Source organism: Bifidobacterium sp. M3-N-101, from assembly GCF_023656805.1.
GTDB lineage: Bacteria > Actinomycetota > Actinomycetes > Actinomycetales > Bifidobacteriaceae > Bifidobacterium > Bifidobacterium breve.
The window spans coordinates 125,007-150,733 of record NZ_JAMOKQ010000006.1; the positions used below are offsets into that span (position 1 = coordinate 125,007).

Here is a 25,727-nt window from a genome sequence, read left to right on the forward strand (position 1 = left end):
ATCTGTATGATGTCCTGTATTGCAACAGAACCAGGGGGATTCCATGCAGACCATCGACTCATCCAAAGCCGCCGAAAACGTCACTGGTTCGGACGGTGCCATCCATATTCCATCTAATCCCACGCTTGCCGGGCTGGCCTCGCTGACCCGCAACGTGGCGTACAAGACCGGGGCCGATGATCTGGTAATGGATATCATCGCCCCGCAATCCACCGGCGATGACGATAACCGCCGCTACCCCACCGTGGTATTCGTGCAAGGCAGCGCCTGGACCACGCCGCATCGCGACTACGAGATCCCGCAGCTCTCGGCTTTGGCCCGCGAAGGCTTTGTGGTGGCCACGGTGAATCATCGCGATGCCTCGAGCGATCCCCACGACGTGTTCCCCGCATATCTCGAGGACGTCAAAGCAGCCATCCGCTATCTCAGGGCAAACGCGCGTCAATGGCACGTGGACCCCGACCGCCTCGGCATCTGGGGCACGTCGTCCGGCGGCAACACGTCACTGTTGGTGGGGCTGACCGCCGACGATCCGCGGTATGAGGACGGCACCAATACCGATGAGAGCGATGCGGTGAAGTACGTGGTCAGTTGCTTCCCGCCCACCGACATGCTTGAAGCTGTCGACGCATTCGACGATGAGACCAATCCATTCCGGCTGTATTATTTCGGCCCGTTCGCGGCCGTGGTGGGCGCGACCCATGAGACCGGCATCAATGCCGAGGTCCGTCAGCGTGCGGCTGACATGAGTCCCTACCTGCAGGTGCGGGACGGCCGGCAGTATCCACCGATGCTCCTGTTGCACGGCACCGCCGACACCGTGGTCCCCTACCATCAGTCCGTCAAGATGCGCGACCGACTGGTCGAGCACGACGTGGACGCACAACTGGTCCTGGTCGACGGCGCCGAACATGAGTACGATTTCTGGAGCCAGCAGGTCTTCGACGTGATTTTCGATTTCATTCGTGAGAGGAGCTGAACGGTAAAGGCACACGGGCGCGTCCTTTTTATAGGTTGCCGAGTTCTCTTTTAGCCAATTTTGTTGGAGCCCCTATCTGCGCGAACATACCATGACAGTTCTAGACTGTGTTCTAGGACTGTCAATCGGCAATGTGTATGAAGCGTGATGTGATGGGTCAGACGGCGATTGATGGAGTTGAGGGACTTAATAGGGCCGGTGAACTCGGTGAACTCGGCAGATTTAGCCGTTCGCGGCAGCTGATGTGGGGTCATGCACTGTATCTGATTTGGTGGTGTATTTTCTTCCGCCCGAATGCGCAGGTCAAAGGCGGCGCGCTGCGCGTATTCGGTATTGCGTGCATTCTTGTGGCCGCGGTGGCGAGCATCGTCGGAGTAGTGTTAGAATGTTTTGGCATAAGTAAGTTACTTATGCACGCGGCCGATTTCCTCTTTGAGTGCATACCGTCTCGGGTACTTTGCCATGATCTCCTTGGCGAGAGCCTTGGCTTGGTCGAGTCCGAAAACGTTGCGATATTGCTCGATCCACATGGCAACGAATCGTTATTCGTTGCGATTTCCCTGTTACGGATCGCGATCCAGCGGCAGCTGCTTTCTGATCAGTCGTTCTGCTTCCGCGCTGTGATTGAGGCTGATGGGCTTGAGCAAGTCACGCAGAAGTTCCGGCCGCTGCCCGGCTAAGGTCAAGGCCTCATCGGATAGGCGCTCTTCAGTCATGAGTCGTGCAAGGACTTTCCCACCGAAATCATGCTCATGATAGTTGCGCAGGATGTTCTGAACGCTTTGAGGCCAGCCCGATTTGTCGACCATCGATTTGAGGATGGGAATGCAACGTTCGTCCGCCACTGAATCACTGTGAGCGACGTAGTACTCATATAATTGTTTGATGCCGTTCTCATCGTTCAGTCGTTCATAGCAGGCCTCCAGCATGGTAAGCTCGCCATGCGGCAGTTGAACGGTGAGCTCCCAATACCCCGCATGCTTTTGCGCGGCATCCCAATCGTAATCGGTCAGGTTCGTTCGATGGCCGTCAATGGAATCCCCCTTCTTGTCATGAAGGAATTGCCGGGCAACATTCAATGTGGACTGCGCATAGGTGCGGCACATGAACGAGGTCGTGCCGATCTCGCGGGGCTGATGCTCCATCTGTTCTACGTCCGCCGTACCTCGTGCGTGAATATCCGCGAATGGGATGACGCATTCCAGCGGCGTGTGCGGCCAAAACAGCATCTCGACCATAGGGGTATCACGTATGAATCTCAACGCTGCAATCAGCATCTGCTGCGCTTGCTCGCCTGTAACGATTGGTGCCGCGGCATACGTATAAGCGAGGATCCGCTCATTGAGGTGTTCGATATATGTCTGTAGCGCACCCTCTTCATCATCGACTTGTCTCGCGAACCACACTGTTTTTCGCAAAGCCGCGCACATGCGTCTCATGGCCAGCGGATAGTCGTTCGATTGTTCTGCTTCCTCGAATACGGCCATCACGCCGTTTATGGCGGCATCTCCCCATTCGAATTTCCAGCCGTAGTCCTTGCCGAGATGTCGCCGCATGGGAGATTCCATGACGCGATCCACGGTGCTTTCGGGCATCAATGGTTCCATGCCGCTCGCGATTGCCGGATTCGCAGTCACGATGGCATTGATTTTGTCCTGATTCCAAACCAGATAGAAATGCTGAGCGGGCGTCCACCGTTCTGATTTGCGCAGTCCCACTCGTTCTCGAATATGTTGCAGCACTCGATTGAACACTTCAGGTTTCGATGCGAGAGGATTTGCTGCTACGGGTATGTCTGGCCGAGAGTCGTCCTGCTTTGCAATCATCGCATCGTGTGTCACGTTCTGCTGATGATTACCGCCGTGTTTGTAATCACGCAACGTCAAGAGCACCGCACCAATATGCTTGCAGTATCCGTCATGGTCGTAGGGGCAGGTGCAGGATGCGAACACGATATCGTTGTCACGAAGTCGAATATCGACATCGTAGAGTTCAGAACCGTGCACTTCGGCGTGGAATAGTCCGGCCGACACTTCCTCTAACCCACCGATCCTATGCTCGTCCACGTAATCATATGCTCGTTCCAGGCTGCGGGAGGTCATCTCCTCTTCGAACTCGTCGAAATGGGCAGTCATGACGGGCCTCCTAATGATTGGTCATACATTACGGTGTGGGACGTAGTAGCCTAATGCAGTTCGGCTATCATCTGTTCAGCATCACCCATGCAACATCATGTCACGGTGCTTGTGCCAACGGAACAGACGCTCACGATGGCGGTTCAGCGTGAAACGATCCCACATCTGGTCCTCGGCCCACTCAACCGTGCCATCATGTTCTTCATCTTCGGGATTGCCCAAGGTATCAAGGAACCGCTCGAACCCATACGCCCCGCCGACATCCTCCGGAGGCGCATCCCCCGCCCCATCCCAAAGCTGAGGATCCGCAACGTGCACGCTGCGGTAGGTACGCAGCAGCTTAATATCATGGATCCAATCGTCACCATAATCGTAGTAATAGCGAGCGGTACGCGCCTTGGGAAACACGTCGCCCAGCTCGGTTTCCGAAGCAATGCGAACTTCCGGCAACGGCTCCACCGGCATATATTGTTCGTATTTCGCCTCATGGTATGAGGGCTCTTCTCCCCACAATTCTTCCACTTGCACCTGCTTCCCATTCGGAAATGTGGCGCAGAAGCAGAACAGATGCTCGCCGTACCACATAAAGCATTCCTGCAATACCGCATGCAAATCGAAGAACGTCAATGATGCCGGCACCAGAATCTCCCGCCAGCATTCACGCCCGTCAAGGTGCAAAGTGACTCGGAAACGAAATGCCGTGTTGCCATTGCCTGCCATGAAGACTCCCTTATCAACGATGAAGTTATTATCACCGTAACAGAGTCTGGGGCAAACCACTGCGTTACGAATCTGATTCGCGCCCTCAGAAAAGGCCGAATCATCTGTTCAATCTCCGTGTCCTGTGGAAGAGACTCTAACAATAACCGGTACTGTTCATCATCAGCAAGTCCAATATGCCATGTGACCAGGTGCGGGACACTCATGTGATCAGTCGCTATGGTGGTGAGACGTGACTTCGGTTCGTACCGTCGAGCAGACGCGAATGGGGATAGCCGCGCCGCTCGTGTCCAATATCGGCTGGGGCGTGCTGCCGCTGTACTGGCGCACGCTGTCCAGTATGAATGCCATCAGCGTGCTCGCGTATCGTTTGGTCGCCACGTTGGCGGCCATGGTCGCGCTGTTGGTGGCGTTCTCCGGCCTGCCCACCGCGATTCCGCTGGCCACGTTCTCCTACGGCGTGCAGCACAGCCATTACCTGACCGTGAGTTTCATCCAATATCTCAACCCGCTGATCCAGTTCTGTGTGGCCGTGCTCCTGCTGCACGAGCCGATGCGCGCGCAGGGCTATGCGGCGTTCATGGTGATTTGGGTCGCGATCGCGGTGTATTCGTTCGGCGCGATTCGGGCGTATTGGGAGCGGCTGAAGCCCTATGCTCGTTAAGCGCTTCCTCAACTCCCCTCCCCGAGGGGAGCTGTCGCCGTAGGCGACTGAGGGGAGGTCGACACGGCAAACAGCAGAAACCTCGCTCCCGACCAAAGCCACAAGCACCACTCACGAAGCAAGCTTGTACAAGTTCTCCTTAAATTCCCGCTCACTCCACTTAATGGGATACGCATTGTACTTTTCCAAAGCGGTTATTAGCTGATTGTCAATGCGCCGATCCGAATCATTGAGGAAAACAACCAAATTTGCCATGCACTAACGCCAAGTGCACCAATGCCGCCAATTGTACTTATAATGGCACAAATCGCCTGAACCGCATCCGTCCAATTCATCATTGTCTTTCTTCTTACCTCCTGAGACCTAAATCAACTCATTTCTCATCAATTCGCCTATACGTGACCTTGCATTCCTTAACGCGGCGAAGCTGCTGGTGGCGCAACAATGGGTTAAGCCAGTCTCCATCAATGAACTTCTGGAAGATGTCAAGCCCGCGGCCGGGAAGAATCTGCCAACCGGTATCCGAAGTAATGGAACGGTCGTGCAAAGTGTCTCTGAATTCGTAGGTAAGGTTCACGCCCAACTGCGAAAACGTCGATACCAGTTCGTCCAAACCATTTACCTGCGCATCCACGAATTCAGGATCATTATGTCCGGTCACCAGATGAACGGCCACATCCTCATCGGGATTTTTGCATCTGAGCAGCATTTCCAAGAACTCGGCCAGATTACGCAGCTGATAAGGCTTACGCACATACGCATCCTCTACAACAATTTTCTTCGCACCAGCCAAATATGGCCCGAACAATTTGTAATACGTGATTCCACGTTGGTTTTCGACCAGTTCCCACTGCTTTCCGTCGGCCTTTGCCGCAAGACGCTCGACTGGAGTCATCGTAGCTGTTTCTTGCTGCCGCGCTACGGGCAAGGCATTGACGTTCTCAGAAGCACCGGCTTCATTACCCGCAATTGCCTCGGCATCACCAGCAACAGACGATTCCGCCTCTCCCTCATCTTCCGAGTTCTCAGCTACACGCCCACGCCAATACAACTGCGGGTAGTCAAGCTCCTCCAACGTCTGCACGGCGACTACTTCGCCATCGCTCACACGCTTGTAAGTGAACTCGACTTCCTCCATGGTGGAGTCGATGCGGCACAGCTGGTCCTTGACACGCTTGCGGCCCTCGATGGCGCAACGCAGCAACGGTTCCATCTGTTCGGGAGTGGCCTTGCCGTCCGGGTAGATGAGCTTCATCAATCCGGAGAACGTCTTTTTGATGCCGTCCTTATCTCGCGTGGACAGTGTGGAAGACAGTTCGAAATACTTTTCGAACCGGTCGCTGTAATCGGCATCGCGCAGGTTGTGCAGAATCTCCGCCAGATAGTCGACCACGAATCCGAATCCGCTGGTGAACATCTCAGAACGGATCTGTTCGAACTCCCAACCCGGCAGGTAGAAGTGGATGCGGTCCAGAAACGCCGGATCATGGTATTGCTTCGGCAGCTCTTCGAACAGGTCAGAGTTTTTCAGCATGTACGGCACGTTATGCGAGGTGTTGCCGACGAACGCCATGCTCGCCTCGCCTTGGAACGTCTCGACACCACGGGAGAACGACTTGTTGGCCATGTAGTTCTTCATGATGTCCACCAAGTCCCGGCCGGCCTTCTTGGCCTTGCCCGCGAACTCGTCGAAAGCCACCGTGTCCCAATAGCCCACAAGCCCCAAGTGTCCATTGGAATTGTTCACGAACAGTTTGGCCACTGTCACTTCCCCGCCGGATATGAGCATGCCGTGCGGTGAGAATTCCGAGTAGATGTGCGATTTGCCGGTGCCTTTCGGCCCGAGTTCGACCAGATTGTAGTTGCGCTCCACAAACGGCACCATGCGTACCAGATGAAGCAGTTTCGCCCGGTCGGAGAATAGATCGGGATTGAACCCAATGGACTGCATCAGCAGATCGATCCATTCGCTATCGGTGAATTGCGAACGTTGCTGCATGTAGTTTTCGCGATCATCACGCGACATCTGCACAGGCTTGAGCTGCAGCAACTGCCATGGTACTTCGCGCGGGTCGCCGGAATATGCGTAACCGATCTGACACATGCACCAGATGCCCGTCACCAGCAGTTTCGGATAAGCTTTTACAAGGCTCGGATCGACAATCACCTGGCTGATACCGAGATTGGAGAACGTCGCCTCGTACAGGTCGGTCTTCTCGTTAAGAGCCACCTGTACACGGTCGATAATCCTATGGCTGCCTTTCTCACGGATTTTCGACTGGATAAGATTGGCTTCCTCGCGATGCACATAGTTGTTTGCAAGAATGGCACGCACTCGATCCACACCCGACTCGATACTGGCCTGGTCGGTGTTCGTGGCATATGCGCTGAGCAGGAACTCCAGCACATATGAAGGCACCAGTGCATTGCCCTTGACCTTGTTCACCAGATCCTTGCGGACGGTGACCCCGGGGAACATATCAGTGATCTTAGCGTCCAACGCGGTCAGGGAATTCCCATCCGTGTTGTGTTCAGGACTTTCAATCCAACCGTTCTGGCTCATACCCTGCTCATTCATTGTGTTACCCCTTACGGTCGCTTTCCTCTGTGCTCATCCAATTCAGTCGAAGAATCCGGCATCGTCGGCCACCACGCCCTGTTTGAAGAAGTATCGTGCCTTCTGGTCAAGCATGACCAGCACGTTTGACCCATCTGTCTTCTCACGCAGGCGCAGTTCGATATTCGTTCCATTGAATCGTTCCGCGTCACTGGTCAGCATGAGAGTAGCCGTCACATGGCGTTCGCTTTTCTCCTGCCCAAGCAGATCGAAGGCGACCGGCGTCTCATTGGAGATGAGCACATCATTGCCTGCCGTATCGCGCCCCCACAATCCGGCCAATACGGTACGTGCGCGGATTTTTCCTCCAACGGGCTCGTTCTGGAAGAATTCCACAGTCAACTGTCTGCTGGAAAGCCTGTCGGTTCGTTGCAGAATAGTGAATTCCACAGCCCTCACATCGTCGGCCGCGGAACGCCCCTTACTGACATGCAGCACAGGAACGACGATTTCCTGCAATGCTGCTCCTCCATGCACATACTTCACACCGGCGCCCTGCATGCGCAAGCGCATGATGGAGTTCGGCACTTGAACGCTTATGCCTTCATTCCGAGCATCGTCCATTCCTATCTGCGTGGCATTGAATGTCACGAACGCGCGACCCGGAGCAAGATTGGATCCGATGGAGAATCGCCGCTTTCTCACCCATACCGCATCGCCCTTGGGCTGTTCGCTCAACCATTCCGTACCGTCCAAATCTCGGTCCTGATAGAGGAATCCGTGATCCGCGGTGATGATCATGTTATGGACGTTACCGCTGGCAAGTTTTTTGACTACTTCGCCCAGTTCCTTGAACGCCTTCTCGCATGCGTCCACTGTTTCCGATTCCGTTTTCTCCGTATCACCGGTGGCGTCGATATGGTTGTGATACACATACAACACGTTGCAGGATTTATATAGTTCTTTGATTTCGCTGACTTTCAGCTTTGTCAAATCGTCATATCTAATCGCTTTGCCGCCTACGGCCGAAAGAATGGCGGTGCGCGCTTCAATTCCTTTGGTGCTGCGTCCATCAGCCAGAACATACAAACGGTCTTTGCCGTCGAACTCGAGCGAGCCGTGCGGCAGCAACGCCGCCATGCCAAGTTGTGTATAGGATGGCAGAACGCTGTATTGCATGTTCAGTTTCGTACTGAAACGGCTTTCCCTGTCGATGCGTTCGGACAGTTCCTGCGCAACCTCGTAACGTAGCGCATCGGAAATGATCACGGCGATTTTTCTGCCGGCCTTCAAGGTCGGCGCGATTTCACGTTCATAGAAATTGGTTTGCGCGTCCATGTCTATGAACTTCCATTGGCTAAGCGTATCGACTTGTTTTTGCCATGCCTGACCCAGATCCTGCTGATATGCCTCGTAGGCGCTTTGCAAATCATCGTCCACGCTCACCGCATCCGGGTTGGCGCGATGCCATGCGAGCACATATCTTCTGTATGCGCCGTCGGCCTTGTACAGCTTTTCGGCATACAGCTTCATCCCTTGTTCCGGTGAGCTGATGGTGCTGATGAGTTCACCGCATTCAGCCAGAACGGCACGGAGCCTGCTTGCTGCGGCAATGCACTCATATTGGTCGGTATATTCTGCATACCAGAGCTTTTGCTTGCGCCCATTGATGATCCGTTGCACTTGGTCGTCTGTAATGGACTGCGAACCCAACCGTTCGAACAGCTTGTTGACGATCATCTCGTCCACGTCGCGGAACAGGTCCCGGTCGGCAAGCTCCTCCACACTCATATCGGCGATTCGAGTGGACAGTTGCAATTCTTCCACGGCGTCCTCGGAAAGATTCTGCAGTACCGTGCGCATGTCGATGTTCTTATACCAGTCGTCCCAGTCGCGAATAATGTTCGCATAAGTGGAGACGGCGTTCCTGCCATCGGAGAATCCATTCCATGCCAGCTGGAACAGCCATAGCACGAAGTCCTTCACCGTCGGTTCGCTGCCGGCATCGGCATCCACATCAAAACGATAAATGCGTCGTGTACCAGTCCAATGGAACGTGCTTAATCCCATGCGTTCAATCGCGGTGATGCCAGAATCGTCACCCTGCGAATATTGCGTAAGTAGCTCAGCCCAGATGTCTTGCATGCTGTGCCGATCATCTTTCAGTTGCAGCAACGTGGCGATCATCTTCGCTTGGAAATCGGTAGCGTCGTCATGTGCGTTAAGACGTTTCGCGAAGCGCTTGGCGCGTTCTTCACTGTCGAAGAACTTCGGCACACGCTTCATCACTTCCAACCACACGTTTCGCGTGTCGGCGGAAGCTTCCGGCAGTGTTTCCGTGAGCGTCACGGCGAGTTTGTCCATGGTGAACGTGGGACCGTACGCCAATTCCAAATCCAACAGCCAGTTGTCCTGATCTGCCGGGGCCGGCTCCGTCAGATATACGAGGAATTTTTGATTTGGCTGCTCGTGGAACATGCGGTAGCGCACCGTGAACGGAATGTACCGTCTGTCGTTCTCATCGCCGATTTCCGGAGTGATGAGTTCAACCTCACGCAGTATCTCATCGGTGGCGCACTCGCCTACCAATGTTGCCACATCATCCACGTACTGCTTCTTATCGTCGCGCCAAAATACGATGCGCCCGCGTTCGCCCGGCTGGCTGAAACGTTTAGCGAGCAGTCTTGTTACTTGGCTATCCTCACTCATGCGGTTCTGTCCTTTTCTTCGCTTCAGCGTATCGAGTAGCACGAGCAGCACCAATTTTCACTGCACTGCCTTCCTCTATTAGGCTCTTCAATATTCGTTGAGCCTGCCTTTCCTGCACACCCAGTATCCGCATGGCGTCAGAGATAGAAATACTCACATTCTTACGCAGCGCATCAAGAATACGCTCTTTCTGGGATGGAAGCACTGTAATAGTGGCATTCGGAGCAGCATTCGTTTTGGAAGTTGTTTCTTCCGCAATCCCGTCATCAGAAAGCGAATCCCGTCGTAATCCCGTCACAATCCCGTCATCAGAAAGCGAATCCCGTCGTAATCCCGTCACAATCCCGTCATCAGAACCTGTCTCTGAGCCATTGCGATAGATATTGATGCGCAGATCCGTATCGCCGCCAAGGAATTCCGGTTCAGGCAATCCGGCATCACGTACCTCCTGCAGAACGCGCAGGATGCCGCTCCCCCAATGTTCGATATAGCCCATGTATTCAAAAGCAGAGGCCAATGCTTCGTTGCGGATCTTCGAATAACCTTGCTTCATGCGTTCAATGGTCTGTCCCAGCGGCAAGCGCCCGGGCGAAGTGATTTCCAATCGATCATCGTAGATTGCGATCTGAATGCTTGAATGGTCGATATAGCTGCGATGCACTATCGCGTTGACGATCAGCTCTCGAATGGCATCCGGCGGAATCTCGTACACGTCCTGCCGGTACACGCCCTTGAATCGGGCGCCCATATGGATGTTACGCAGCACATACTGGTAGGACTCCTCAATAAGCTCCTGCGGAGTGCCCGTGAACTCACGCCGATCCACAAACACAGCTTTGGTGGTTCCCTTGAACACTCCGCATTGCACCACGGACCGGACGGCCGTATTACCAGTGAGAATCGCATAGGCGTTGGTAGGCACCAATTGCCCGTCTTGCTCTGCCAGCACACCCCACTGCAGCAACTGTTTCTCCGTAACCGTTTTGACTTTTGCGGGGTCTTCGGCGTTGTTCTTCGCGGTTTTTGTCAGACTTGCGCACAGTGCTTCAATGTCTTTTTCCGTTACGGACAATCCGAGGCATTGTACTTGGTCGAAGCTCCGATTGCTGCCTTCAATGGTCAGCTCCCGAATGGTGGGCTGGTCTGCTTGACGCGTGGTGCCAGCTACGCGAACGAATGTTCCCTGTTCCTGGCCGAGCGACTTGATATGGTACGGACGCTGCAAGCCGGGAGCGATCTCGGCCACAATAACCGTCTTGCCGTTCACATCATGCATGGTGATGTCGGGAATAATCAGCGGCTCGCAGCTATTGACGATGGCGTCCGAAATGGAATCCATCACCGTAAACACTTTGTCTTCGGCAATGCCCACCACGCGAAGCGTCTGGTCTTCGACGCCGAACACCAAGCAACCACCCTGCCCATTGGCAAACGCCACCGCGGTTTTGGTGTAGTTAATACTCCTGGAGGGAGGCGTGAGTTTGTACTCCACATTCTTGGATTCGCCATTCAACAATGTCTCAATGCTCATGCTTCGCCCTCCTTGCCATCGCTATGTATTTCTTTCTTTGGAGAAAAATTCCAAGTATCTGGAATGATACGCTTTTCTTTTGCTAAAGATGCTAAAGAACTGACTTTGTCCATTCCGAATTTATTAGCCAGTTTCTGCAATAATTCTCCTGCTTTCCACACATGGAAAACACCAGGCTGCATAAATAAACGCATGTAAAATGCTATAAAAGCTTCTGCGCACTCTTGCGGAATGCAGTCAATATTGTCAAGCATGATAATTTCATTGAGATCATATCCCGTAACCTTCGGGAAACTGTCAGAAAGATACTCCGCTCCTTCCTTAAGATGCGCACCCAAGAGGGGAACCAGCTTAGCAAAAGCAACTCGCTCTTCTTCACCCCAATTCCGCCCTTTGCCGGCATGACGATCTTCAATAAATTGATGAAGCCACAGATCCCATACCATATCTCTGTCTTTGGAATCTAATCGGAATTCAAAAGCCCAAGCAACCTGATCCATAAACAAAGCCGCATAAGCGCCATTCTCAACCGTCACGACTTTGGACAGAAGCCTGGTTCTTTGCTTCTCTTTTAGCTCGCCATAGGTTATCATCCTAAATACTTGCAAAAGGAAACTCTGTCTTTTATACTCGCTCAGATGGGATAAGTATTCGAACTCATCAATACAACTTTTATAGAAAACAATATCAATAAGTCGAATATTAAAATTCGGATTGGGAAGTATCGAATTCCAAATAAATTCTGTACCTGCTTTTCCCATCAGATCAAATAGCCAACTCTCCACATCTTCATTATCAAGAGAGTGAAGCATATTGATATTTACAAGTAATGCCGTCCAAACAGGGCGCGAAAAATCACCTTCATCTTCGATGAAATGATGAATCGCATCTTTTTCATCAGCATCAAATCCATTCCAAGAACCAGGATCATGAATATACCGCCAACGTATTCTTTCTATCCAGAAATATGCAAGTTCGCCAGGCCAACAATTTAAAGAGCATGTAACAGGATCATTTTCCCATTGCTGACCATTGCTTAAAGTAAATGCTCCACTATGTTCGTTCCAAAGTTGCAATGCAAAGTCACTCATCACTTGCAACATTTTCTCAGTGATTGTAGTCTTCCCCTGATCCATTTGCATGTTCAGAAAAGTTGATATTGCATTCACTTCATCTTGATTCACTTTCGGCAATAGATTCCTCAACAAATCAAGAATTGAATCTCGACAATCATCAAGTAACGCCATGCCCCAGCCACGAATAATAGAGCAACGATACTGCACCGAGGCATGCTCTTCATGCCGGTTAACAAGTTCCCAGAGTGTTAATCCCACTTGAGGATTATGCGCAACAACTTCACGAATTTGCTGATTAAACAACTCTATGCTTGTAAAACCAAATTCGCCTATCTTATTTTGCCCAGCAAACATCTTCTCTTCAATTATCGAGGGCTCATGTGTCAGAAGATCAATAAAGCGTTCATTGCTGATTCCGGTAGTTACGATATGAGCACTTTCAGCATAAGCATAATAATCAGCATGTTCGCGCGGCGAAAAACCATGTTTCTGGGCAAGCTCGTTTGCCCATTGCCAAGCTTCAGGCCAACTATCCATATCACCATTCATATTCCTAAGAAGCCATTGAAGAACATCGAACTGCCCATAAAGCGCCGTTCGTTCGTCAGAATATCTTTCCTTAAGAAAATTGAATTTATTCCTCAAATATTCCAGTATTTTTATCTTTGAGTTCTCTCCCAAGCCGGGAGCAGATACTTCAAGAACCGTATAGACTTCATGATGGGCGTCTACATCAAACAGATAGTCTTGATCGAGGATCCAATTGACTTTACGATCCGCATCCCAATCCGAAAAAGCAATAGTATTGATCGCCAAACGTTTGAGAAGTGCAGATCCGCTGTTCCACCACCGATGTATCAGTTCATCCTGCTGATCTTTATGAGCATGTGCATAATTACGGAGAATATCAATAAACATTGATTGCAAATCAGATACATGCATGTTCTGATCGCTAGGTTCTATCGATGGCCTACTCAAATGAGAGTATTCATCTCCACCCTGATAAGCCTGCAATAAAGCGCTTGCCCTTTGCAAACCAGACTCGGCAAAAGATACGAATTCCTCCGTTTCCAAACTAAACTCACTATTATTTTTCTCTACCTTGTCGCAAGACCATACAATCTCTGCATTAGGCCTTATACCATTCCCCCAAAAAGGCATCGCCAGCTTCAGATAAGGACGAATAGCGAGAGACAATATTTGAGGAGAGACATCTGAATTGTAAATGGATGAGAAATCAAATTCATCAAGAGCACATGGAGCGGAATGGCCCTGCATGGAAGTCATTAAAACCGTAAAAGCTGGAACTAAATCGCGTCTACCATTCTGACTGATACAATAGCTGACACACTCATGCAATCGTTCGAATAGCCAGTTAGACATTGATGACTGCAGTTTGCAAAGCACATGTAGTACGAAATCCAGTTCTTCCGGCCTTTGCACAAAACTGGTAATAAACCAATTCAGTAAGATTATTTCATTCTGAGTTTTTGGATCTCTTTCCGTAAAAATTTCCCGGAGAACATCCGGACTCATCACCCAAGACAGCCATTCCCTCTTTATCTTCGATTTATCTGCTTTTTTCTGACCTTCTTCCCTTTCAATAATGTCAACAAAACATTGCGCTCCTTCATCTGTAGATAACGCAGCCCTAACATAGTCAAGATCAACAGCATCCTTCGGAACGCCATTTTCGATAATGCCCGGTAAACGTTTTTTGTAGGCATTGTAGTCCGAGGATATATAATCAGTCCAAGCGGTTAGCGCTTCAACTAACGCATGATGCCCATTAGCAGCAGGATAGGGAATTGGAATAATTCCATTATGTTGCCATTCATTATCTCTTCCGTCCATATCCTCCTCAGAGAGGAAAATGTACCGAGGTCTGGCGTGGGACGAAATGCCCAATGCAAGATATCGCATAATGACATCGCCAAAGCTGTAGCCAATGAATACAACCGTGTATGTCTCAAATAGCTTAAGTAGAAAACGTGCCGCCCAGCCCTCTGAAAGGTAAGCCCGAGCAAAATCCCTATCGTCAAGGACTATTTCGCGATCAGGGCTATCCACTGAACCATGCAAGTACAACAATCCTGAGAAATCGCTGCCGATGGGGACAGCCGGTCCATAATAGCTTCTGCCTAAATCACAATTCTGCTTTTGCGCAGCTTCCTCAAGGAGAAGATCGTAATTTGTTGTCACAATGCGCGGAGTTTTTACGCTACTAGCGAGTCTGACGATAGCTTCGTGCGTGGAATTGCAATGAATATCATCACCACGCATGAGATCTTTAGTTCGCTTGTGAGCATTAAAATTATCAGGCAGCATCCCAATAAAACGATCCAACTGCTCACCATTATGAGGGAGAGGCTCATCTGCCTCTTCAGCAAGCTTTGTAGCTAACTGCTCATAAGAAGGCAGATTGGAGGGAGGATTAAATGAAACTCCCGCGCCGACAAAGAAAACCACTTCATCCTTCGTGGCGGCGTCGAGTAACTGTTGAGGAATATTTACATCTGCCGTGATCCACATAAGCTGACAACTACTCCTTGCCCAACGGATGAACGGGCCAGGTCCAGGTGGAGACTTCTTTTCGCTTTCGCTCGATGGAGGGAATGGCGCGAAGGGCTTTGCCCATGCGTAGGTAGTTCACCAGCACGCCGTCGTCCAGATCCATTTCCAGGTTGCGGGTAGCTAATGGGTACATGGTCTGGTCCTCGTAATCCTTGCACTCGAGAACGGCCTTGCGGAGTTTGGTGGCCTGCTTCTGGTCCGCGGCACGATTCGAATGTTCCAAGCTATCGGCGATGTCGGCGATTTTGTTGGCATAGTCACGCAGATAGTTGAGTACCACGTTCGTGGTTTTCGGCGTATACCGGTGCAGGTACACGAGCGCCTTGAACGAGCCCTTGTTGTTGGTTTGGCTGGAGTACTGCCAATAGATCGGACGATTCGAGTACATCTTCACGTGGTCGTTGTAGAAATCATTCACGAAATACTTGCGGATACTCTCGCCCAGCACCTGTTCGATGTAGGCGATGTTCGCAGCCAGATTCTCCTTGCCGAACGCCACGGTGAGGAACCTGCGGAACCGTGTCACGATATCATCTTCGAAGCAGTCCGTCTCCGTAACAGGAATGACATTGTCCGCGTCCGGTCCGAATGACGGGTTCGGAATCTGTGCATGGTAGTCATCAAGTGTTTCACCCTGCGAAGCGAGAATCAAACCAGGCTTATCGAGCGAATACCTGCCGAACATGCAGCCCACCGCATACGAAATGAGCTCCTTAACCACATCTTGCGCGAATTTCTCGTTGCGCACTTCCGGAGTATCCTTCGGATATGCGAACGCGACGTTACGCTTCAACGACACGCGTTCCAATGGCACGTCACATGGCGCATCATCACGCACGCCATATGCGTCCGCCACAGCTATGTTGTTATCAATCTCAAGCTGCTGCTGTTCCGAAGCAATCATTGCCCAATACGAGCGAACATTCTTAACAAGCTCTTCTATAATGCCAGATGAAAAGTCTGTCTGTTCCTCATCAAACAATATCGGCTTACTGAAATTCCATGAAATTTCTTGAGTGTTCCAATCATCTTTAGCATTCTGAATCAAATTATCAACTTTTAAAGTCCAATTTCCCGGAAGAAGATTGGCAATCGGCAACTTCGCAACTTGTCCAACTTCAAAATGCAGAGTTGGAGCCATTGCAGCCAACAGCTGACCTGTTACCGAAGCATTGCAAATTGCAATAAGCTTATCTCTATCCAGTTCGTCTTTAGGGAAAAGACAATCACCAACATGGCTGAAAATGAAACCTTCCGGATAATACCGGAATGAAGGAGTCCCAGAAGACACATTGGACCACGATACTGAGGACTGAAAATAGAACTGTGGATTCCTAATAACTGATTTTGGCTTGAAATCATACAATTCTTGACCAGCATTTTCCCAATTAATCACATAATCTTGGTTTCCATACCATTTACGATATTCGCCACCTTTGTTATAGGGAAACCATTTATCGCAAGCCGAAGTTTTTCTGTCCTTTGCGTTATCAGACGTGAGCTTCAATTTGGATTGCGAAACTTCCCACCATTCACGTACGAATCGAGCATTGTCTCCCGTTTGAAGACCTACTTTTGGCCCTGCAATTTCCTCGAGTGCTTTGTTCTTGGCAAAAGTATCTAGCATGGGTTTACTAAGCCAGTAAACGATTGGCACGCCGGGAATTTGCGCGAATTCCTGAGCAGAAACATGAAAGATAGCATTAGGCATGGCTACTGTCATCTCCTTCAACAGAACTATTTACTTGCTGCCAATCGTCAGCTACAGCCTTCCAATTCACAGACCTTGATTCTTTACCAGTCCAGACTTCCCAAAAATCGGGATCCGAAGACTTCGGCTGCTGATTTTCAGGCAACTTGTTCATCTCCACAAGCACTGGCAACTCAGAAGCCCAGCCCATCAGTATGGCCTGCCGCGCAGGTAGAACGGAAAGGTCTTTCATAAGTCCATGCATGTTATCGGGAACAAGGCGATGAACTAGTTCCTGATCTTTATCGTTGCTGATACGATGAAGCAGAAAACTGTTGCATTGGGAAAGCACCGTCGGAGATAGCTCGCTTGGCCTCTGCGAGGAAAGCACAAGGCCAAGTCCAAATTTCCGCCCTTCACGTGCAATTTTCTCAAAAATTTCAGTGCAAAGACGTGAAGCAGATTGATCATCTGAGTCTTGTGAATATCGCTTAATGAACGTATGCGCCTCTTCCATAACCAGTACAGTCGGAAGAACCTTGCCATCATTTAACTTGCGATATCGTTGAAGTGCCTCTAACGTCATTCGGGCAATAACAGCAGTAACAATTTGTATAACTTCAGCTGGAATTAGCGATAGGTCAATTACGGATACTGGCCCTCTTTTATCACCGTTGTCACCAATATATGTGTTCAACCATTGATCCAGAGTGAAAGAATCACCAGCTTCAGAAACCTGCTTGATTTTATCATTAGCTAGCATTGCACGCACACGCATGGTCATAGTTTCTACGTGCTCAGAAACGTTCATCATTAAAGCGTTAGCTTCAATACCTCTTAAAAGTGAGTCAGCAGCAAAAAATCTTGGTAAATCAGCACTTAATGGCAAACCATCTTTATCTTTCCCACCAAAAATACTATATGTTTTACTTAGACCTTCTTCCAGTATTTTTATCTCATTACGATTAAATGCTTGTGGCCATTCACCGGCATGTGAATTTAAAATCTTATCAATATAAGAATCAAGCTGGGAGATAATCTGATTTTCCAAATCAGTAAACTGATTATTACACTCTAGACCTTTTCTCCAAACTTGGAGCTTATCTCTGAACCCCTTAATAGTTCCGGAACTCTTCCACGGCCGCCCTGAACCAATATCCTCTTGAATCGCTGAAAGTAATGATCTTAAATAACGTCTCATATCTGCACTAGGAAGTGCTAACATATCAAATACACCATCACGCGCAGAACGCAGCGCCTGAGCAAGTACAGGACGCTGAGTCTTACTACTTGCCTTCGCAAAAGTAGCCCACTCTTCTGTATTCCAGAGCCAGAAAGGAACTTTAAGCTGTTTACAAGCATCGCTCCCCTCTACTGCGAAAATCTGTGTCCCATCAATGTCGCAGAATGTATTGGAATATTCACCATTGGGATCCAAAATGATGAATCGAGCATTCAGGGAGTTATTATTACTATCCGCATCTTCCCGTTGCTCCTCAGCCTCCTCAAGAGACCAACGAATTAGCCCTGCTACAGAGCAAGATTTACCACTACCAGTATTGCCCAATACAGCAAGATGACGGCTAAATAGCCTATTAGGGTCTACCCTTACCTCGGCATTGGCTGCAAGAGGACTATGCCCAATCAGAACATATCGATTCTTACCGGATTCAACAATCGCCCGCAGCTGCGCTTGCGTAGGAATGAGGACAGGATCTCCTACCGTAGGATATCCTTCAACTCCACGATGAAACTCATAACTAGTTGTAGATCTTGTTATCTCATCGTTCAGCGACAACACACCCATAGGAGTTAAGCTCATCTTACGAAGAGGATAAGGCAAATCGATCAAACCGAAATCTTTTAGCCCCTGTCTTTTGGGATATTGGGACCGTTCGATGGTAATCCATACGACTTGAGCTACTAAGTAGCCTCCATCGCAGGGAATTAGAACATAGCCATTGACGCGAGGAAATACTCTTGGTTCACCCGTGTTCAGCGCCACTTGATCAGGCGCTTCGATATCCAGTTGAGCGCGAATCTCATCAGGCGATACAAAATCGATTGTGCCGACTCTCAATGAGTCAGCATATGCCAAAGGCGAAAGACTCATAGCTTATTTCCCCTCCGTGCCAGCCTTCTTTTCTGATTTTTCACTCTGGTTGCTCGAATCATTCGTTCCCATGCGTTGCCGTAATAGCTCAGACATGCGGAACGTCGTTTTATCGATAGCCGGTTTAGGCAAATAGTATGCAGATAACGTTGAAAAATCAGCCAAAGCCGGTCCTATCATCAAACTTGTTTGCGCAGATCTTCCCCACTCATTAAATGTCCTCATTATTCTTCCCATCTTGTCATCATAAGAAATAATGACAAGATGCGTCGAAGGGATCGTCAACATATCCTTGATTACTCTGTTGATATGATCATCGCCAAAACTGTACCCATACGTTACCAAAGTACTATTGGGGCGACATATGGCAGCAGCAAAGTCGCGGAACAAATCGACATAGGGATAACCAGCTGTTTCCATATCCTTAGCAGCGTTCGGATAAACCATCAATTTGTATGCCGTTGATTCACTAAAGCCCGCTACATCGAAAAATGGCTCAACGCTTTTTGCTCCAAATGGTACTCCAATTCGACGTATACCGTCTGCAGTTTGCACCCAATCAACGGATCCATGAAGTTTTGTGTATCGCGCCACACCTTCTAGGTAACGAGGTTCTCCACGCATTCCTGGCGGGTTATAGTGCATGTCCAAATTCAAACGTGAAGAGCGGAAAATCGGAGAAATACTCCCAACGAACCTATCCAGCAAGTGCATACCTGCAAGTTCTGCACCTATCTCAATTACGCGATCATAGTTCGTGGTAAAAATATTGACACGATCTCTTGTTCCCGTTCTGCTTGCAAAACTCATTAGGAAAGTTACAAGGGCATTAAAAGCTCCTTCACGCTTATTTTGATCGGCTTCAGCGATTGCCGTTTCTCCGGCAAGCACAGAATTCGCAAAATGTATTAGGTCTCTCTCCAACTCATTTTGCAGAGTTGAAGCATCCTCCTTCTTGCCGAGAATTTCTAATCCACGAATCAGCTCATTCGCAACGCGAATCTGATCTTCAATATTGACGTCATCCCGACCTGCTGCCTTAGCGCTAGACGATGCGGCAGCATTAATTTCTGTATCATATTTTGGAAACTCAACAGTACCCATTCCAGCACCGGTTTTACTTGTTGCAATTAGCGATACAGCCGTGCTGAGTCCCGAACCGGCCAGCAGACTAAGATGCTCAGACTGGAATAATGCTGTCAGCCACGGCTCAATACGCTCATGCAATGTCCGCATGTTAAAGTCAGCATCATTTTGCAACCAGTTTGGCCGGAATGCTCCGCCATAAAGTTCGAACTCAACACTTTTGCCTGTGCCTTGGTCATTTATTCTCTCAAAACAAACTGGTTCTCTGTCGTCACGGACCTTAAGGATGTTTTCCGGAATAAAATCAGTCATTTTGGTTATCACTTTCCTGAAGAGCAGCAGTCCTAAGCGTGTTCTCTTTCTTTTTTTCGGATTCGCCATCTACAAGTCGAATAAACGTTCCGAAATAATGAGAGATAAATGAATTCAGTAATACAAATGCTGTAGTGGATACCACTTCTCCACCAATGCTGCCAAATGCCCTTGCTCCAAGATGAGCCATAGTAGTTATAGTGCACTTTTGGAGAATATCCCTTCTTAACGCTTCAAACGAGGAAAGAAACATCCACGATTGCATCGTAATCATGCCTAACATCGCGTTATGTCGCAGGAATTGCCGGTTACGCATGATGAATGCAGCGAAGAGATCAGCTTTGCCGTCCTCGTAATGGTCCTGCACAAACTGTTTGAGTTCGCTACTCATGTTCTTTGCGCCCATGTATGGCGGGTTTGCCACCACTGCCGCGTATTTGCGAGCGAGATACCTTGTTTGAGCGAATACGTCCTCTGCATGTTCACGCAGAAGTGGGTCGAACAACGTATTGATGTCATCCGCGCTTTCCGGTGCTGATGCCGCCAATTCAACAAGTTCCTGCGGCGGCTGAATCAGCGAACCATATACATCCGCCTTCGCATAGGTATTCCATACCGTGGAGTCCAGATTCACCTGGTATAGGTCATTCAGTTCTACGACTTCGTCTTCCTTGAACGCAATCGGCGCAATGCGCTGAATATTCGGCTCCACCTGCTTCTTGAAGAATCTACGGGAACGGGAGCGAGCCTTCATGGTCAGAGCGAAGGCGGCAAGGCTTGCGGCTCGTTCATCGATTTCCATGCCGTACAGGTTGTGTTTGAGAATCAGGCTGGGAATATCGCTCGGCGCATACCCCTCCTCCTCGTAGATCTCATACAGCAGGTCGAACGCGTAGGTGAGCATGTGGCCGGAACCGCATGCGGGATCGCATACGGTCAGGTCTTCCGGAGTCCGGATTGCGAGAATATCCTCGTTCTCGACGGAATCATTCTCTGAAGGCCAGATGTAATAATCCCAGTTTTTGTGCAGCTGGCTATCCGGATGCGACTGCATCCACAACCTGCCCACGGTGTTCTGCACGAGGTAGTGCACAATCCAATCCGGCGTGAACAGCTGGGTGGCGGCGGGAATCTCATTGGCTCCGGCTTTGTGGTTCTTCTTGAACCCGTCCATCACCTCGTTCTTGCGTTCCGAAATGTAGTACTGGTACAGCCAGCCGATGATCTCCACGTTGCCGGACGGATCGTCAACACCGCAATCCTCCGGAGTCATAGCCTCCACCGCATTCCTCAACACGGAACCCTCGGCGAGCAGATCGGCTGGCATGAGCAGTTCATCCACTCTGCCGGCCTCCTTGCCGACGTTTTCGAACATGAACGGCAGGTTACGATTCCAGAACCGGCATTCGGATTGCAGCAGCAGACCATAAGCCAGGCCCTGCGGATCATCTGTCATGATGGAACCACTCAGCAATCCTTCGATGCGCTCTTTGGCCTTATCATTCACCCGCAACGAGAACACCCTGCTGTCATACTCGCCTCGTTTCGCGGCTGCAAGCACTTCCGGCAGACCATTCGTGCTGGTCAGGCCAGCTGGAGAGACCACCGGCGTGCCGGTGAACCCGTGCACATCCATGTAACGGAACGCGATGATGCGGTTGAACCACCGGTACGCATAACGTTCCACCACATGTCTGCGGCCCTCTACGCCGCCACCGGCCTGCCCAATCTCACGCTGCAGAAAATCGAATGCACGCGGGTCGTCAACCTGGGCGTCGGAATTCGGCACTAATGCGGCGTCAAGCCGGACCTGCACCGCATTCATAAGCTGGCGGCGCGCATCCGTTGCGAAAGCTTGCAGTTTCGACGTGTTCATAGCAAGATCTTCTTTCCATTCTCAATGGCGGCGATAAGCTCACGGCGGTAGGCATCAAGGAAGTCATCCACATCATCCTTGGTTTCCAAAGCATCCTTGGTGTGAGGCCTGCTGATGGTAGCGAACGACACGGCCACGCGCGGGGCTTCCTTTTGTTGCGATTCAGGAATGTTCGCATCCATCGGCGTAGTAGCTGTAGCAGCCTGCGCCTCTCCTGCGAGCGCGGTCTTCGGCCTCGGCGCGGAGGCTGCTAGTGCGTTGATGAGTTGCGGGTAAGTGCGTTCGCTCAGTTCGTGTACGCTTTCGCGCATTTTGTAGATGAACGGTATGTGCTGCATGCATTCCGCCACTTGGTCCAGTTCTGTCTCGACCTTGGTTTGCGCGGCTTGTGTTGCGTGCTGATATTCGGTGGAATCGTGGATTCTGGCGCGAATATCTTCCACGTCCTTAAGCGCGTTGGCGCGTTCGGTTTGGATGGTTGCGTCTGTTGCCTCACGCAGATCGTCAATGGCAGTCTTGAATTTATTGGTTTTGCGGAAGATGTTAGGGTCGTTTGCCAGCTGTTCCGCGGATTGGTACAGGCTTGCCGTAGTGCCAGATACATAGTCGATGTTCGGCTTGTTGTTTTTCAGCCATTCCAATCCGTCTGCAAGAATCCTGGATTGGGAGCCGTTGAGGAAAGCGGCAATCGGGTCGATTACGTCTTCTTTAAACTCGAGCAGTTCCTCGGAACCATTTTCGGTTTCTTGTGCGGTGAAATCGCCAAGCAGCCAGTCCTCACCCATTCCGGAGGCATAGTTGATTTTCTCAATGGCCTTGTCGAGCTGCTGCACAAAGCCGAATCGGGCATTGCGCACGCGCAGCTGGGTCAGACTCTCCGCTTCCCGCTTAAGTCGCGTGGTAACGGCCTCCGCCAGATCAATCGCGTTCGATGGCAAGTCCGCGGCGGTGAGCCCAAGGAAATCCCTGGCGAAGTCACGCAGCTGTGAAACTTTTCTCGTGTCGAATACGCGTGGCAGATCCACTCGGATGGAATCCTGCTTCTTCGTTTCTCTAAGCAAACGGGCGGCCTCGCTGCGCTGCACCGGCTTGCCATCCAATGTCAGCGTGATTCTGTCGGAACCATACAAGTGGCCGATGCATGCGAGCGTGGCGGCATACGGCCAACCATAGGGAACGCTGCCGTAGGCATCAAGAAGGCTCTTGACGGTGGCGACCATGCCTTTGCCTTTGTCACGACTGACCGCGGCGAACACATCATCGGCGGGAACGTCGAGTTTGTCCTGCACTGCGTTCATGCCGTCAAGCATGCCAGGCTGGTGCTGCGAAGCGTTCATGATGATGCGAGCGAGATCCGTTTCCTCGTATCGTTGCCCACCAAGTAGGGAAAAGTTCGTATAGTACCGGCCGATGAGCGTTCCAAGCCCTTCCGCCATACGCGCCTGCACCTCGGTGGATTTCACTTCCACTTTTCCGCCGTTATAGTCGAACTCGCCATTGGCCGCGGCTTTGACGATGCGGGTACGCAGCTCCGTATAAAGCCTTTCATTGGCGACGCTCTTGCGGGAGATAATCTGCTGGCGCACTTCTGACTGGCTGTTCTTGTCGGTGCGCATGAGGTATGTGCAGGTTTTCACGTACATGCGCAGATCATCGAACAGTGTTCTGTCGGACATATCCAACAGCAAAGTGATGGTGTCGCGCATACCCATGCCCATGCGAATGGCATCGGCACGGTCCTGCGCATTGGTCGAAGTGACCACGTTCAACCAGATGGGCTGCTGCGCGGACTGTTGCACCCCATCGATGCGCAAACCATAGCGGAACTGGGCACGCTGCTCACCATATGCCACTGTCATCTTGCCAAGCACGTCACTGACCAGGATCTTCTTCAGCTCGTCGATCTCCTTGGTGGAGTCGATGTCCGTGTTCTTGATCTCCTGCTCGATATCCTGCTCTTCGTTGGTCAGGTAATTGTAGGTATCTCCCACACGCTGCACATACGTGTCTTTTTCCAACTCTCCCAGAACATACTTGATGTTCCGTTCCAGTTCCATCACGTCCATGTCAAACTGGTCGGTCAGCAGAATGCGCAGGTTATGCGGTGTGGTGGGGAATCCGTCGACATGCTTGACCAGCAGCAACACCTTCAGCAGGCGCACGCCCAGTTCCTTTATATCGGAGCCAAGTCTCTTTTCAGCTTGGTTGATACGGAAGTTCGAGGTTGATTGGATGGCGTCGGCGATGCCGTCGTACAGTTTGTCGAACGGCATCAGGGCCCCAACCGTCTCATTCTGGCTGGACCGCAGCGTGCTACTGATGGTGGAAAGCATGGACCGTTCACCCACGGATGCGTGACGCCCGGAGAACATGTTGTACCGGCTCATTTCCCGCAGCACGTTCTGGAACAGCTCGAACTCATAGTTCACGAACGGGTACGATGCGATGAAATCGTCCTTGCTGTATGCCTTGCTATTACTGAATTTCGAAGTCTCACGAGTGAATTCGAACATGGTGCGCAGGTTCGCGTTCTGCTCATCCCACAGCTCGTTCATCACCGACTCATATTCCGGTTTCTTGGTCAGCAAGCGCTTCTGAATGACCTCCACCACGTCAGCACTGTTAAGCTTCAGCTTGATGGAGAATCTGCCCTGGATCTTCGAAAAGTCATAGCTTTGCTGCTTGGTCCGATCGCCAACAATGGTATCCATGTCTTCCTGAGAGGTGACCACTACCCACGCACGCCCGTTGGTCTTGACGGCAAGATCCTCGGCGATGGATTGCAGTGACAGCATGAGTTCTCTGTTCTCACCGATGAACTGGCCTACCTCATCCACGAGGAACAGGATGCGGCGGTGCGGTTCCTGACGGGACAGCCACACGTTCACGTCGTCTGCGAAGTCGCCGACCGTCATCGTGTACGTATCCTCGTACCGTTGGATGATACTGTCTTGCTCCGGTTTGCCTGTCACCGCGGCATAGGCTTCGCAGATCTCATCATCCCATAGCACGGCCTCACCACGGCCTTCGCTCCATGGTTTGCCAGCCACCTGTTCGAACTCTTGTTTGAAATCCTCGAAATAACCATTGCTCGCCAAATCGCGTTCGAATTTCGCAACGTATGGATTCTTGCCGTAGAAACCACGCGCCTCATCGAATACGCGAACAAAAGCGTACAGCAGCATGTCGGAGGCATTGGATTTATCCGCCTTCTGATCGATGTTAAACAGAATCGACGTGGCTGGTATCGTCAAAGCCTTTTCAAGCTGACCTGCAAGCATCTGGTCATCCTGTGCTTCGGCCTTGCCCATGAAGGCATGAACAATCTGTTCGCGACTCATGGTCGGCTTATTGCCCTTGTCAACGAGTTCAGCCGGGACCTCGCCCAGAATATGCGACAGCATCTTCAACAGGTGCGATTTACCGGAACCGAAGAAACCGGAAATCCATGCACCGTTCTGTTCGTGGTTCGACGGGTCGTTGTATGCGTCAAGGAATTTGGCCAGATTGCGGCAAATCTCCTCCGTCAGCACATACTCGTTGACCTCATCGTTAAGATTTTTCTCATCATTGGCCTTGATCACACCATTGATGTTGCGGTCAATGTCTTTATTGAACAGCTCCTTGAAGCTGATGCCGCTTTCCCCGTTCATTTATGTTCCCTTCTTCTTTGAACGAATACTTGCAAATCCTGCCTCGTGTCAT

Annotated in this window: 16 protein-coding genes; 2 read left to right on the forward strand and 14 right to left on the reverse strand. The window is 50.7% G+C overall.

The window, feature by feature from the left end; all coding sequences use genetic code 11:
• The first annotated feature begins 43 nt into the window (after positions 1-43).
• Positions 44-979, forward strand: coding sequence for an alpha/beta hydrolase (locus NBH12_RS06230; protein ID WP_052790794.1), 936 nt, complete (start codon positions 44-46; stop codon positions 977-979).
• Positions 980-1,383: 404 nt separating this feature from the next.
• Here NBH12_RS06230 and NBH12_RS10845 read toward each other — a convergent pair whose 3' ends face one another.
• From NBH12_RS10845 to NBH12_RS06240, 3 genes are all read right to left on the reverse strand, one after another.
• A complete protein-coding gene (locus tag NBH12_RS10845) occupies positions 1,384-1,509 on the reverse strand; it encodes a hypothetical protein (RefSeq protein ID WP_260678482.1) in 126 nt (41 codons plus the stop codon).
• Positions 1,510-1,542: 33 nt separating this feature from the next.
• Positions 1,543-3,114 (reverse strand): SWIM zinc finger family protein, encoded by a 1,572-nt coding sequence (locus tag NBH12_RS06235; protein ID WP_250819286.1) that lies wholly within the window; start codon positions 3,112-3,114, stop codon positions 1,543-1,545.
• A gap of 81 nt (positions 3,115-3,195) precedes the next feature.
• The gene (locus NBH12_RS06240; RefSeq protein WP_052792442.1) at positions 3,196-3,834 is read right to left on the reverse strand and encodes a plasmid pRiA4b ORF-3 family protein; all 639 of its coding nucleotides are present in this window, start codon (positions 3,832-3,834) and stop codon (positions 3,196-3,198) included.
• A gap of 232 nt (positions 3,835-4,066) precedes the next feature.
• Between NBH12_RS06240 and NBH12_RS06245 the strand changes: the two genes are divergently transcribed.
• Positions 4,067-4,498 (forward strand): EamA family transporter, encoded by a 432-nt coding sequence (locus NBH12_RS06245; RefSeq protein ID WP_232781804.1) that lies wholly within the window; start codon positions 4,067-4,069, stop codon positions 4,496-4,498.
• Positions 4,499-4,609: 111 nt separating this feature from the next.
• Here the strand turns inward: NBH12_RS06245 and NBH12_RS06250 are convergent, their stop codons facing one another.
• Genes NBH12_RS06250 through brxC form a run of 11 tightly spaced genes read right to left on the reverse strand, consistent with a single transcriptional unit; the run spans position 4,610 to position 25,675 of the window.
• Positions 4,610-4,753: a DUF1829 domain-containing protein gene (locus tag NBH12_RS06250; RefSeq protein WP_236715760.1), complete on the reverse strand. Its 144-nt coding sequence runs from the start codon at positions 4,751-4,753 to the stop codon at positions 4,610-4,612.
• Positions 4,696-4,836 (reverse strand): hypothetical protein, encoded by a 141-nt coding sequence (locus tag NBH12_RS06255; protein WP_250819299.1) that lies wholly within the window; start codon positions 4,834-4,836, stop codon positions 4,696-4,698. The genes NBH12_RS06250 and NBH12_RS06255 overlap by 58 nt, the downstream gene beginning before the upstream one ends.
• A gap of 35 nt (positions 4,837-4,871) precedes the next feature.
• Positions 4,872-7,076 carry a BREX system Lon protease-like protein BrxL gene (gene brxL / locus NBH12_RS06260; RefSeq protein ID WP_106628755.1) on the reverse strand — a complete coding sequence of 735 codons (2,205 nt, stop codon included), beginning with the start codon at positions 7,074-7,076 and terminating at the stop codon, positions 4,872-4,874.
• Positions 7,077-7,118: 42 nt separating this feature from the next.
• Positions 7,119-9,764 (reverse strand): BREX-1 system phosphatase PglZ type A, encoded by a 2,646-nt coding sequence (gene pglZ, locus NBH12_RS06265; protein WP_065452545.1) that lies wholly within the window; start codon positions 9,762-9,764, stop codon positions 7,119-7,121.
• Positions 9,757-11,295, reverse strand: a complete 1,539-nt coding sequence (locus NBH12_RS06270) for an ATP-binding protein (protein WP_250819287.1) — start codon at positions 11,293-11,295, stop codon at positions 9,757-9,759. The genes pglZ and NBH12_RS06270 overlap by 8 nt, the downstream gene beginning before the upstream one ends.
• Positions 11,292-14,903, reverse strand: a complete 3,612-nt coding sequence (locus NBH12_RS06275) for an SIR2 family protein (RefSeq protein ID WP_250819288.1) — start codon at positions 14,901-14,903, stop codon at positions 11,292-11,294. The genes NBH12_RS06270 and NBH12_RS06275 overlap by 4 nt, the downstream gene beginning before the upstream one ends.
• A 10-nt stretch (positions 14,904-14,913) precedes the next feature.
• Entirely contained in the window at positions 14,914-16,656 is a 1,743-nt protein-coding gene (gene pglX / locus NBH12_RS06280; protein WP_232781801.1) for a BREX-1 system adenine-specific DNA-methyltransferase PglX, read from the reverse strand.
• Complete coding sequence (locus tag NBH12_RS06285) at positions 16,649-18,748, reverse strand: ATP-binding protein (protein WP_250819289.1); 2,100 nt, start codon at positions 18,746-18,748, stop codon at positions 16,649-16,651. Before NBH12_RS06285 ends, pglX (NBH12_RS06280) begins: the two co-directional genes overlap by 8 nt.
• A gap of 3 nt (positions 18,749-18,751) precedes the next feature.
• Positions 18,752-20,146 (reverse strand): SIR2 family protein, encoded by a 1,395-nt coding sequence (locus NBH12_RS06290; RefSeq protein WP_052792434.1) that lies wholly within the window; start codon positions 20,144-20,146, stop codon positions 18,752-18,754.
• On the reverse strand, positions 20,139-22,022 hold the full coding sequence (pglX, locus tag NBH12_RS06295; protein WP_052792433.1) for a BREX-1 system adenine-specific DNA-methyltransferase PglX: 1,884 nt from the start codon (positions 22,020-22,022) through the stop codon (positions 20,139-20,141). Before pglX (NBH12_RS06295) ends, NBH12_RS06290 begins: the two co-directional genes overlap by 8 nt.
• A complete protein-coding gene (gene brxC / locus NBH12_RS06300) occupies positions 22,019-25,675 on the reverse strand; it encodes a BREX system P-loop protein BrxC (RefSeq protein ID WP_052792432.1) in 3,657 nt (1,218 codons plus the stop codon). Before brxC ends, pglX (NBH12_RS06295) begins: the two co-directional genes overlap by 4 nt.
• Positions 25,676-25,727 lie beyond the last annotated feature (52 nt).